This window comes from Pseudomonas sp. NGC7 (assembly GCF_047159675.1).
GTDB classification, from domain to species: domain Bacteria; phylum Pseudomonadota; class Gammaproteobacteria; order Pseudomonadales; family Pseudomonadaceae; genus Aquipseudomonas; species Aquipseudomonas kermanshahensis.
Map to the genome: position 1 here is coordinate 3,477,781 of NZ_BAAFZY010000001.1, position 12,049 is coordinate 3,489,829.

Annotated in this window: 11 protein-coding genes and 2 pseudogenes; 5 read left to right on the forward strand and 8 right to left on the reverse strand. The window is 62.6% G+C overall.

The window, feature by feature from the left end; genetic code table 11:
* Window positions 1-16: 16 nt before the first annotated feature.
* The gene (locus ACMCNM_RS15575) at window positions 17-718 is read left to right on the forward strand and encodes a FadR/GntR family transcriptional regulator (RefSeq protein ID WP_412764829.1); all 702 of its coding nucleotides are present in this window, start codon (window positions 17-19) and stop codon (window positions 716-718) included.
* 64 nt (window positions 719-782) lie between these two features.
* Window positions 783-1,244, forward strand: a complete 462-nt coding sequence (locus ACMCNM_RS15580) for a phosphotransferase system, HPr-related protein (RefSeq protein ID WP_412764830.1) — start codon at window positions 783-785, stop codon at window positions 1,242-1,244.
* Between the two features lie 151 nt (window positions 1,245-1,395).
* Here the strand turns inward: ACMCNM_RS15580 and ACMCNM_RS15585 are convergent, their stop codons facing one another.
* From ACMCNM_RS15585 to ACMCNM_RS15600, 4 genes are read right to left on the reverse strand one after another with little or no spacing between them, the layout of a single operon-like run.
* Complete coding sequence (locus ACMCNM_RS15585) at window positions 1,396-2,343, reverse strand: lysylphosphatidylglycerol synthase domain-containing protein (RefSeq protein WP_412764831.1); 948 nt, start codon at window positions 2,341-2,343, stop codon at window positions 1,396-1,398.
* Window positions 2,343-3,545 carry a cardiolipin synthase ClsB gene (gene clsB / locus ACMCNM_RS15590; RefSeq protein ID WP_186681542.1) on the reverse strand — a complete coding sequence of 401 codons (1,203 nt, stop codon included), beginning with the start codon at window positions 3,543-3,545 and terminating at the stop codon, window positions 2,343-2,345. Before clsB ends, ACMCNM_RS15585 begins: the two co-directional genes overlap by 1 nt.
* A complete protein-coding gene (locus tag ACMCNM_RS15595; protein WP_186681540.1) occupies window positions 3,542-4,327 on the reverse strand; it encodes an endonuclease/exonuclease/phosphatase family protein in 786 nt (261 codons plus the stop codon). The genes clsB and ACMCNM_RS15595 overlap by 4 nt, the downstream gene beginning before the upstream one ends.
* Window positions 4,324-5,241, reverse strand: coding sequence for a DUF72 domain-containing protein (locus ACMCNM_RS15600; protein WP_412764832.1), 918 nt, complete (start codon window positions 5,239-5,241; stop codon window positions 4,324-4,326). The genes ACMCNM_RS15595 and ACMCNM_RS15600 overlap by 4 nt, the downstream gene beginning before the upstream one ends.
* A gap of 215 nt (window positions 5,242-5,456) precedes the next feature.
* On the opposite strand from ACMCNM_RS15600, the gene ACMCNM_RS15605 reads away from it, so the two are divergent.
* From ACMCNM_RS15605 to ACMCNM_RS15615, 3 genes and pseudogenes are all read left to right on the forward strand, one after another.
* Window positions 5,457-6,008: an ATP-dependent Clp protease proteolytic subunit gene (locus tag ACMCNM_RS15605; protein WP_412764833.1), complete on the forward strand. Its 552-nt coding sequence runs from the start codon at window positions 5,457-5,459 to the stop codon at window positions 6,006-6,008.
* A gap of 193 nt (window positions 6,009-6,201) precedes the next feature.
* Window positions 6,202-6,357 (forward strand): annotated as a pseudogene (locus ACMCNM_RS15610) (general stress protein); the annotation flags it as partial.
* Window positions 6,358-6,448: 91 nt separating this feature from the next.
* A complete protein-coding gene (locus ACMCNM_RS15615) occupies window positions 6,449-6,718 on the forward strand; it encodes a DUF6555 family protein (RefSeq protein WP_027593236.1) in 270 nt (89 codons plus the stop codon).
* Window positions 6,719-6,768: 50 nt separating this feature from the next.
* Here ACMCNM_RS15615 and paaZ read toward each other — a convergent pair whose 3' ends face one another.
* The 4 genes and pseudogenes from paaZ to ACMCNM_RS15635 form a co-directional block, all read right to left on the reverse strand.
* Complete coding sequence (gene paaZ / locus ACMCNM_RS15620; RefSeq protein WP_412764834.1) at window positions 6,769-8,823, reverse strand: phenylacetic acid degradation bifunctional protein PaaZ; 2,055 nt, start codon at window positions 8,821-8,823, stop codon at window positions 6,769-6,771.
* A gap of 38 nt (window positions 8,824-8,861) precedes the next feature.
* Window positions 8,862-10,094, reverse strand: a complete 1,233-nt coding sequence (locus ACMCNM_RS15625) for an OprD family porin (RefSeq protein WP_186681532.1) — start codon at window positions 10,092-10,094, stop codon at window positions 8,862-8,864.
* A gap of 32 nt (window positions 10,095-10,126) precedes the next feature.
* A pseudogene (locus ACMCNM_RS15630) lies at window positions 10,127-11,695 on the reverse strand (cation acetate symporter); the annotation flags it as partial.
* Window positions 11,686-11,994, reverse strand: a complete 309-nt coding sequence (locus ACMCNM_RS15635) for a DUF485 domain-containing protein (RefSeq protein WP_412764835.1) — start codon at window positions 11,992-11,994, stop codon at window positions 11,686-11,688. The pseudogene ACMCNM_RS15630 and the gene ACMCNM_RS15635, both read right to left, overlap by 10 nt.
* Between the last annotated feature and the right edge of the window lie 55 nt (window positions 11,995-12,049).

Below are 12,049 nucleotides of genomic sequence, written 5' to 3' on the forward strand. Positions count from 1 at the left end.
TTGAATGGATCCTCTGATGGAGCGTGTCAACCCTGAACGACGTGTCAGCCTGGCCCAGCAACTGGTGCTTGAACTGTCGCGTAGCATACTGGCCGGCGAGCTACCGGCGGGCACCAAGTTGCCGACCGAGCAAGCCTTTACCGAGGCGCGCAAGGTCAGCCGTACCGTGGTTCGCGAAGCGATGTCGCGGCTGCAGGCAGAGGGCCTGGTCGAGACCCGCCGAGGCATCGGCACGTTCGTGGTCGACACCACCCGGCTAGGCGACTTTCAGGACAGCCAGCACGAGAAGGGCAGCGCCCTCGATGCGGTGGCGCTCATCGAATTGCGCTTGAGCCTGGAGGTGGAGTGCGCTGCGCTTGCTGCGCAGCGTGCTACGTCAAGCCAGTTGCAGGCCATTGCCGACGCCCTGGGCGAAGCCAATGCTGTGGGGCCGTTGCACCAGGACAGCACGCGCATCGTATTCGAGTTTCACCTGCAAATTGCCCTGTGCACCGGCAACAGCTTCTTTATCGATGCCATGCGCCACCTGGCCGATACCCTGATGCGTGGCCCGCAGAGCAACGTTACCCAACAGCAACGCGCACAACAGGTGCGTGAGCGCGAGCAGATTCATGCTGCACTCGCGCACCAGGACGCCGATGCCGCCCGGGCAGCGATGCGGCTGCACCTGACCAACGAACTGCACCGTGCGCAACAAGCGGCCCAGCCCCCGGCGTAAAAACTCTGAATTTTCCCGTGGTGGGCGCAGTCGACCGTGTATAGCCCACTGACGGAGTACGCACATGTCTCGCCCCGATGAACCCAAGCCTTACACACCTACCGAAATCGACGACACCGAAGACCGCATGGGCAGTGTCCATGAGCTGGACTTCAGTGACCGTCACGACGAACGCGAAGGGCGGGTGGGCGACGAACGACCTGCCCGTGAAGTCGAGCATGAGTTTCCACCACAGCGCGTCGCCGAAAGCGGCATGACCGGCGGCGAAGCGTTGAGCGACAGCCTGCACGAAGACAACGTCACCTATGACGACATGAGCCCGGATACCTTGCTGGACGAGACCGGTGCTCGCGACCCGTTTGAAGAGGGTGACGGCGAAGGGCCGGCAGACCAGTCGTTGCGGCAGGTCAATGCTAATGAGATTGGCGGTGGTTTTGGGCTGGATGAGGCTGAACTGGCGCGTTCGGCTCCATTGGACGGTGAGTCGTGGACCGATGATGTGGTTGATGAGGAGGATAAGTCCTAATTGATCGGGGCCGCTGCGCGGCCCATCGCCGGCAAGCCAGCTCCTACAGGAGAACGAGATTCCGTGTAGGAGCTGGCTTGTCGGGGCGCCGAACCGCTGCGATGGGCTGCGCAGCAGCCCCAATTTCCCGGGCCGAGGCCCTTGTAGAGGCTTAGGCCGGATTATCACGCTGGCGCATGGCCTTGGCGCGTTTCTCCAGAATCAGGTACGTGATCACTGCCAACAGCAGCGGAAGCAGGTAATACAGCGTGCGATACCCCAGCAATGCTGCTACCAGCGTACCCTGTTGCATCTGGCCATGCAGCAACGCCAGAAACACCGTCTCAAGCACGCCAAGCCCGGCCGGGATGTGCGCAACGACGCCGGCCACGCAACTGATCAGCAGTATCCCGAGGATCGACGGGTAGAAGGCTTCGCCAGGCAGCAACCAGAAGATCAGCAAGGCCATCAACGCCCAGTTGCTGGCGCCAAGGGCAACCTGGGCCAGCGCCAGACGCCAGCCAGGCAAGGTGACTTCGTGATCACGCCATTGCCAGGTGCGCTTTTTCGCAAAGCCGCAGGCCAGCAAGTAGCCGATGGCGATTGCCAGCAAGCCAAACCCGATCAGTTGCAACCCCGTTGCCCCGACTGCCCAACTGTCCGGCAGGTCCACCAGGCGCAGGGCGAATACCGTACCCGCCAACAACATGTAGCCCATCCAGTTGGTGAGTAAGCCAAGGGTCAGGATGCGGGTGATCGTCGCGGTATCCAGACCTAGCCGGCCGTACAGCCGATAACGCAACGCGACGCCGCCCACCCAGGTGGTGAAGTTGAGGTTGAAGGCATAACAGACGAATGCCACAGGCAACACCTGCCTGGCAGGCAGGTTGTGGCCTGTATAGGCACGCGCCAGCAGGTCGTAGCTGGCAAACGTCAGGTAGCTGAACAGCGCAACCGCCAACCCGATCGCCAGAGTGCCAGGCTTGTAGGCCAGCAGCGACTGGCGCACCTCGTCCCAGTCCAGGTTGCGCGCCAGCATGAACAGCAAGGCTGGAATCAACAAAAGGAAGAGCAAGGTGAACAGGCGCTTGGCCCAGATTTGCCAACGTTTACCCGCCATCACGTCTGGCCCTCATGCATATCGCCGTGGGCTTCTACCTCCGGCTGCACCGAGCGCAGGCGCTGGCGGTGCGCCGGGAACCAGCCGGCAATGCGCGGAAAGTGACGTATGGCGTGGAAGCACAGGAAAATCAGCGGCGCACGCCACCAGTAACCGCGAACCATCCGCTCCAAGGTGACGGCCTTGCACTCTTCGCTGGCCAGCGACTGCAGGTGCTGATGCAATTGTTGGTTGAAGCCGTGATCGCGGATGAACAGGTTGGCTTCAAGGTTCAACGACAGGCTCAAGGGGTCGAGATTGCTCGAGCCGACAGTGGCCCACTGGTCATCGACCAGCGCGACCTTGCCATGCAAAGGCCGGCTGCAGTACTCGTGAATGTGCACGCCATCGCGCAGAAGATAGTTGTACAACAGCCGCGACAAGGCCCGCACCCAGCGCATGTCTGGCTGGCCTTGCAATATCAAGGTCACATCCACCCCACGCCGCGCCGCGTTGCGCAGCTCCCGCAGCAACCGGTAACCCGGAAAGAAATAGGCATTGGCCACCACGATACGCTGCCGGGCAGCGCGGAAGGCTTGCAGGTACTGGGCTTCGATAGCCGTTCTGCGCTGGCCATTGTCGCGCTCGACCAGCAGGGCAGTGATAGCTCCGGTGGGCTCGGTGACAGGCCGCACCTCACTGGGTGGCTGCAGCACGGGGGACATCAGGCGACGGCTGGTGGCATGCACCTGCGCGACCACCGGGCCGGTAACCTCCACGGCATAGTCCTGCTTGGCCATGGGGCCGTAGTCGCCCAGGTGATCGGCACTGTAGTTGATACCACCGATGAACGCGCGCTGCCCATCGATGACCACGATCTTGCGGTGCAGGCGGCGGAACAGGTTGGTGCGCATGCCCACCAGCCTGGGCTGTGGGTCGAAGGCATGAAAGTTGACGCCGGCTTCGGTCATGGCCGAGATGAACGTGTCGGGCAGGTCGGCAGTGCCGTAACCATCGACCGCCACTTCGACGCGCACGCCGCGCTGCGCGGCGTCTATCAACACCTGCTGCAACTGCTGGCCGACCTTGTCATCGAAGATAATGAACGTCTCCAGCAGGATTTCCTCCCGCGCCTGGGCCATCGCTTCAAACACGCGCGGGTAATACTCTTCGCCGTTGATCAACAGCTGCACGCTGTTGCCCTCTAGCCAAGGTCGGTTCATAGGCTGATCTCCGCAGTGAGGGGGGCATGGTCGGAAAGGTGCGACCATGGGTACTTCGACAGCACCTGCGCCTTGCTCGGCATGGCATTGCGCAGGTAGATGCGGTCAAGCCGCAGCAGCGGCAAGCGCGCTGGAAAACTGCGCGCCGGGGTGCCGAAACGCTCGCCAAAGGCTTCAACCAAGTGTTCGGACAGCGCCACATCCGCTTTTAGGCGCCAGTCATTGAAATCGCCGGCAATGATCACCGGCGCATCGGGCGGCAAGCTGTCGAGCAGCTCCAGCAACAGGCGCACCTGGCGCTGGCGGTGTGATTCCCGCAGGCCCAGGTGCACGCACACTGCATGCACCTCTTTGTGCCCAGGCACCTCCAGGCGGCAATGGAGCAGGCCACGCTGCTCATTGCCGTCGATGGATACATCCCGGTTGTCGAACTGGCTGATGGGGAATTTCGACAGCAAGGCATTGCCGTGGTCGCCATGGGGGTACACAGCGTTACGACCATAGGCGAACTGCGGCCACATGCTGTCGGCCAGAAACTCGTACTGCGGCGTTTCCGGCCAGGCTGCGTGGCGCTCGGCATGCTGCTGGTGGCTGCCGTGCACTTCCTGCAGAAACACCAGGTCGGCGCCCGTGGCGCGCACGGCCTCGCGCAGCTCAGGCAGGATGAAACGCCGGTTGAAAGGGGTGAAACCCTTGTGCACGTTGAGGGTCAGCACGGTCAGCGTTTGCACCGTGGTGACGTTGTCGATGATGCAACGCGGGGTGGGCAAGGTCTTGTTCATAGCTCAACCTCCGGCTCGACACCGGGTTCGGTGAGCAGGTCATAGTCCAGCTTCAACTTCTCCAAAAGGCGCCGGGCATCGTAGGGCGCGTGGACCTTCTGGTCGTTGTCGAAGTAGCAGTAGATATCACGCGTGGCCCGCTTGGGCGGTGCCCCCGGTAGCACGGTGTGTGCGTCGTCTGCCTGGCTGCCTTGGCTCCAGCGCAGGATGCGCTGCTTCCAACGGCGCAAGGCCTGCGCTGTGTAGCCACTGCTGTAGAGCTCCACATCACCGTGCAGGCGCATGTAGACGAAATCGGCCGTGACATCTTCGACATAGGGCCATTTCCCTGCACTGTCAGCCACGACCAATGCCACGCGGTGTTTGCGCAACAGCTTCACGAAGGCTTCGCACAGAAAGCTCTCGTGGCGGATTTCTACGGCGTGGCGCAAGCGTGCGTTGCCTTTGATGTCGGTGCCGCCATTGCCCTTGAGCCGCTCGTCACACCCTTGTGCGCATTCGCGCGCCGCTTTTCGGTTACGCGGCAGCAGCGCCAGAAACTGTGCAAAGCGTGCTTCGTCGAACTTCATGTTGGGTGGGAACTGCCACAGAAACGGACCCAGCTTGTCGCCCAGTAACAAAGGCCCGGAAGCAAAGAAATTGGCCACCGGCGCTTCGATGTCCTTGAGCCGCCGTACATGGGTGATGTAGCGCGGTGCCTTTACCGAGAATACAAAGCCGTCCGGCGTCTCCTCACGCCACCCCAGATACCGTTCAGGCGTCTGCAGGCTGTAGAACGAGCCATTGATCTCGATGCTGTTGACTGCCCGCGAGGCGAACGCGAGTTCACTGTCCTGGCGCAGCCCTTTGGGGTAGAAATCCTTGCGCCAAGGGCCATAGCGCCAACCTGATATACCAATACGGATCTCGCTCACGCTGCCTTCCTCATTGCCAGCTTTTTGAGAGGTCGCTCTGAAAGTGCGACTGATGCGCGGCTGTGAGGTTCAGCACGGTTGACCAACGGGGAATGCACGCAGAGTTGAACTTTGCCGCGGTTGGCGTCTCCACCGCATAGCGGGTGCAAAAGACGACTACACCCCATGACGGATTGGCCATTCACCGGCATGAACCGCCAACCCTGGAGGCAAACATGGCCAGACACATCATCCATTTCACCGGGCCGATCAACTCATCCACTTGCGGCAACCTGATCAACACCTGTTCGCGCGCCATGCAGCAGGGCGCACAGCTGCTGCAACTGAACATCGCGACCATGGGCGGGGAGTGCAGCTACGGGTTTACCTTGTACAACTTCCTGCGGGCGCTGCCGATTCCGCTGCATACCCACAACCTGGGGACGGTGGAATCGATGGGCAACATCCTGTTTCTGGCGGGCGAGCATCGCACCGCCTGCGCGTTCAGCAAGTTCCTGTTTCACCCCTTCCATTGGACGCTGCACGGGTCGGTCGACCACGCCAGGATGGCCGAATACGCCATGAGCCTGGATTACGACCTACGGCTGTACGCTCAAATCGTGGCAGAGCGAACCGAAGGCAGTGCCCAAGCGCTGGACGTGCCCCGTTACCTGATGGCCTACCCGCGGATACTGGGGCCGGAGGAAGCACTGGAGAGCGGGCTGATCCATGCCATCGACGAACTGCCGATCGAGTCCGATTCCACCCAGTGGAGCGTGCATGCCTAATGCCGCCACGCAAGCATTTGGCCTGGTGGCGTTTGGCGCCACCCGTCAGCCGTGTGCAATTCGATTGAGCATTGCCCGTGTTTGCTGGCTCGGAATCAAGGTAGGGCCCAGCAACCTTTCCATCGCAAGGAGATACCATATGGCGCGTGATCAGGAACGTACCAGCCAGCGCGGCGGCACCAAGGAAACCAACTCGGGCAATTTCGCCAACGACCGGGAAAAAGCCTCCCGCGCCGGGCACAAAGGCGGCAAGGTGTCGGGTGGCAACTTCGCCAATGACCGTGAACGCGCCGCTGAAGCCGGCCGCAAGGGCGGCCAGAACAGCCATGGCGGCGGACGGCGGCCCTAGCAATTGACTTAGGTTGGCAAATTTTTTGAATTTTCTGGCACTGCCCAGATCAATCAAAAGGTCATCCATGGAGAAGAGGAGGCCCCCTGCGATGCCTGGTCCACAGCTGTACATCATCGATTACCAACTGCATGGCCAACCGCGCAGTTTCATCATCCGCCTGGAACGGTTGGACAATGCCGAGGCCTGGCATTGGGCCAGCTGTGATGCGGGCATCGGCATCATTCCGAAATTCGGGCGGGAAAAGATCAAGAAAGTCAGCAGGCCAATGGCCGAACGGTATGGGATTACCGCCGTGAGCTGGCGTATTTCCGGGAGCAAGCCCAATCAATCGGTGGGAGACCCAGCCGTGGTGGGTTGATGAATGAATGAGCGATGGGCTGCGAGGCAGCCCATCGTTTGGCAGGTAGGCTACTCAACCTTCTTCAATACCAATGTCAGAATGTCATAGCTGGCCACCAGCTCACCCAGCTGGTTGGTAACCTCAACGTCCCACGCCACCACGCCTTGCGGCTGCCCCAACGGGCTGGCCTTGCCCTGGTCGATCTTGCGCTTGCAGGTCAGGCGCGCCTGGATCGTATCGCCAATGCCTACGGGGTTGATGAAGCGCAGGGTATCCAGGCCGTAGTTGGCCAGCACCGGGCCGGCGCCAGGGGATACAAACAGGCCTGCCGCCGCCGACAGCACGAAGTAGCCATGGGCGATACGCTTGCCAAATTGCGATTCCTTGGCGGCAATCTCGTCGAAGTGCATGTAGAAGTGGTCACCCGACAAGCAGCCGAAGTTGACCAGGTCTGCCTCGGTCACCGTACGGCGGTGGGTTAACAGTGACTCGCCGATACGCAAGTCCTGGAAGTAGCGACGGAACGGGTGCACTTCGCTCTCGATCACTTCTGCGCCGCGCACGTACTCGCCCGTTACCGCCGTGAGCATGCTCGGTGAGCCTTGTACGGCCGCACGCTGCAGGTAGTGCTTGACTGCGCGCAGGCCGCCCAGCTCTTCACCGCCACCCGCGCGGCCGGGGCCGCCGTGCTTGAGTTGCGGCAGCGGCGAGCCATGCCCAGTGGATTCCAGCGCGGCTTCGCGTTCCAGCACCAGCAGGCGGCCGTGCCAGGCAGCCGCCACGGGGATGGCTTTGGCGGCAACGGCGCGGTCGGCAGTGACCAGGGTCGCCACCAGGCTGCCCTTGCCGCGGGCAGCCAGGGCCAGGGCTTCGTCAAGGTCATCGTAGGCCATCAGCGTGCTGACCGGCCCGAACGCTTCGATATCGTGCGCACCGCCTTCAGCATGCGGGTCGCGGGCCTGGAGCAGGGTCGGCGCAAAGAACGCGCCCTCGGCAACACCCTCACCACGCGGCGCGAAACCGTCACTGGCGCCGAACAGCTGGTCGCAGCTCTGCAGCAGGCTGCGTACACGCTCGCCAACGTCGCGCTGCTGATCATGCGAGGCCAGGGCGCCCATGCGCACGCCTTCCACTGAAGGGTCGCCCACCACCACCTTGCTCAGGCGCTCGCGCAGGCGGGTAGCGACGGCATCGATATGCTTGGCTGGGACGATGGCGCGGCGGATGGCGGTGCATTTTTGCCCGGCTTTGGTGGTCATTTCGCGGACCACCTCCTTGATGTACAGGTCAAACTCTTCGCTGTCCGGGGTCACGTCCGGGCCGAGAATCGCGCAGTTCAGCGAATCCGCTTCGGCGGTGAACGGTACCGAGTTGCGGATCAGGTTCGGCGTCACGCGCAGTTTGGCGGCGGTATCGGCGGAGCCAGTAAAGGTCACTACATCTTGCCCCTGCAAGCGGTCGAGCAGGTCGCCGGTGCTGCCGATCACCAACTGCAAGCTGCCGTCGGGCAACAGGCCCGACGCGTTCATCAGGCGCACCACGGCTTCAGTCAGGTAACTGGTCGAGGTAGCGGGCTTGATGATGCACGGCATGCCGGCCAGGAAGGTCGGGGCAAACTTCTCGAGCATGCCCCAGATCGGGAAGTTGAACGCATTGATGTGCACGGCGACACCAGCACGCGGCACCAGGATATGGCTGCCGGCAAAGTGGCCTTGCTTGCCCAGCGGTATTGCAGGGCCTTCGTGCACCAGGTTGCCGGAGGGCAGTTCGCGGCTGCCGATGCCGGCATAGGCGAACAGTGTGGCGTTACCGCCTTCGATGTCGATCCAGCTGTCGGCGCGGGTGGCGCCACTGTGGTGGGACAAGGCGTAAAGCTGCTCTTTGCGCTCGGCCAGGTACAAGGCCAGGGCCTTGAGGCGGGCGGCGCGCTGTTGGAAGTCCATGGCCATGAGGGCGGCCAGGCCACGGGCGCGGGCAAAGTCCACGGCTTCGGCGAAATCCGGGCGCTCTTCATGGCTGTAGGCCAGAACGTGACCGTTCAAGGCGCTGCGCAGGGCCTGGGCGCCGTGCTGGCCGATCCAGCGACCGGCAATGAAGCTTTGCAGGGTTGGGGCGTCAGACATGCTGTTCTCCATGCTGTTCTAATGGGGAAAGGGCGCTGTTACCACAGCGCCAAGGTGTAGCCGATGATCAGGCGGTTCTCGTCCACGGCATTGGTCAGGCCATTGCCGGAACGGAAGGTGACGTTGCGCCAGCGCAGGCTGACGTCTTTGAACGGGCCGCTCTGGATGACGTAGGTGAGGTCGGTGTCGCGTTCGCGCTCACGGCCGTTGCTGACCGTGGCGGTCTCGGCGTGGCGGCCGTCGGTGTAGCGGGTCATGAAACTCAGGCCCGGGATGCCCATGGCGACGAAGTCGTAGTCGTAGCGCACCTGCCAGGAATCGAGCCCGGCGCGGGTGAAGGTGTTGTAGGTCACCAGGTTGACCGTGAAGGGGTCGCCGCCGTTGACGAAGGGGAAGGCGCTGTCGCCGGACATCTGTTGCCAGGTGGCGGTGAACTTGTGCGCCCTGACGCCGAGGGTGAACATGGCGTTGAAGTTTCGGTTGTCGATGTTGCCGGCGCGTTCGGCGCCGTCGTTACGGCTGTCGAAATAGCGCAGGTCGCTGCGCAGGCTCAGGCCTTCGCCCAGTGGGCGGGTATCGACCAGGCCGACGAACTGCTGGCGGTAGATGTCTTCGAGCTTGGCGTAGTAATAGCTGACACTGGTCTGCGGGGTGATGGCGTAGCTGCCGCCGCCGAAATCCAGGTGGTCGCTGCTGGCTGCGCCGTAGCCCATGTCGTCGCGGCCGGACGAATCGCGCAGGTTGGCCTTGGTGAGGCGCCCGGCGTTGACGGTGAGGCCATTGAGTTCCTGGCTGGTCAGCAGGCCGCCCTGGAACGTGGAAGACAACAGACGGGTGTCGTTGTACACCACCACCGGCAGGATCGGCTGCAGGGTGCCCAGGCGCAGGGTGCTCTTGGAAACCCGTGCTTTACCGGTCAAGCCCAGCTCGCTGTAGTCATCGACAGGCTCGTGGCTGTTCGGGCCAAAGGGCAGCAAGCCGGTGTTGCGGCGGTCGCGGCTGGAGTCAAGCTTGAGACCCAGCTGGCCCATGGCGTCCACGCCGAAGCCCACCGGGCCTTCGGTAAAACCGGACTCCACGCGGGCGGTAAAGCCTTGGCCCCATTCCTCGGCCTTGGCCTGCGGAGCATTGCTCTGGCGGAAATCGCGGTTGATGTAGTGGTTGCGCAGTTCCAGGCGTGCATGGCTGTCGCTGACGAAGTCGGCCATAGCCGGCAAGGGCAGGGCGAGCGTGGCAAGCCAAGCGGCAGAAGAGAAGCGAGTGCGGTTCATTGTTGTTGTACCCGACATGGTTGTTCTCGAAGTCAGTGCTTGCTGGCGCCGGCAGCGCCGATACCGGTCATGGAGCGAATGAACTGCGCCAGGTAGCGACCACGCTCCTCGCTGGCACGCGCGGAGGTGTCGGTGACCGAGAACACCCAGGCGCCGAAAAACGCCAGGCTCATCGAGAACAGCGCCGGGTTGCTGTAGGGGAACAGCGCCTGTTCGTTGTGCAGCACGTTGACCCACACTGCCGGGCCCAGTACCACCAGCACCACGGCCGAGAGCAAACCGGCCATGCTGCCGCACACTGCACCACGGGTGGTCAGGCCCTTCCAGAACATCGAGAGCAGCAGCACCGGGAAGTTGACCGATGCAGCCACGGCCAGTACCAGGCCTGAGAGGAAGGCGATGTTCTGCGACTCGAACACCAACCCCAGCACCACTGCCAGCAAGCCGATCACCAGGGTGGCGATACGTGAGACACGCATTTCTTCCTGTTCAGTGGCCTGGCCTTTGCGTACCACGCAGGCATAGAGGTCGTGGGAAACCGCCGAAGCGCCGGACAACGCAAGGCCTGCCACTACCGCAAGAATGGTGGCGAAGGCCACGGCAGAGATGAAACCCAGGAACAGGTTGCCACCCACCGCCTGGGCCAGGTGCACCGCGACCATGTTGCCGCCACCGATGATCGCCCCTGCCGCATCGCGGTAGGACGGCTCGGTGCCGACCATGACGATGGCGCCAAAGCCGATGACGATCAGCAGCAAGTAGAAGTAGCCGATGAAACCGGTGGCGTAGAACACACTCTTGCGCGCTTCCTTGGCATCGCTGACGGTGAAGAAACGCATCAGGATATGCGGCAGGCCGGCAGTGCCGAACATCATGCCCAGGCCCAGGGAAATCGCATCGATCGGGTTCGACAGCAAGCCACCCGGCGCCATGATCGCCTGGCCCTTGGCATGCACGGCCACGGCGCTGGCAAACATCGCTTCGGTGCTGAAGCCAAAGTGCTTGAGCACCATGAACGCCATGAAGCTGGTGCCGGACAGCAGCATCACGGCCTTGATGATCTGCACCCAAGTGGTTGCCAGCATGCCGCCGAAGGTCACGTAGGCGACCATCAACACCCCGACCAGCATCACCGCGTACAGGTAGCTGATGCCGAACAGCAGCTCGATCAGCTTGCCGGCCCCGACCATCTGGGCCACCAGGTACATCAGCGCGACGACCAAGGTGCCGAATGCCGAGGTCAAGCGGACTGGGGTTTGCGCCAGGCGGTAGGACACGACGTCGGCAAACGTGTACTTGCCCAGGTTGCGCAGGCGTTCGGCGATCAGGAACAGGATGATTGGCCAGCCGGCCAGTACGCCCAGGGCGTAGAGCAAGCCGTCGTAGCCGTTCATGAACATCATGGCCGAGATGCCCAGGAAGGACGCGGCGCTGATCATGTCGCCGGCGATCGCCAAGCCGTTCTGCATGCCGGTCAGGCCGCCGCCAGCGGTGTAGAAGTCACTCGCCGAGCGGGTCCGCAGTGCGGCCCAGCGGGTTACCAGCAGGGTGAAGCAGACGAACACCATGAACATCGAAATGGCAGTCCAGTTCATTGCGCGCACTCCTGCTTGACCTTGTCGTTCAGCGGGTCGAGCACGTTGTTGGCGCGGTACACGTAGATGCCGGTGAGGGCGAACGACAGCAGCACCATGAGCACGCCCACCAGCATGCCAACGGTGGTCACGCCACCGCTGAGCGATTGGCCGAGGGTGCTGGGGGAGAACGCCACCAACAGGACGAAGCCGTAATAGATCACCAGCATGGCCAGGGTCAGGGTGCCGTTGAGGCGACGTTTGCGCCGGACCAGGTGCTGGAAGTCGGGGTGGTTGGCGATGCTTTCTATGCGTTCGGGGGTCATGGCAAGCGATCTCTTGGTGTTGTAGTTGTTTTTGAGGTCACACAGGTGTTGCGGT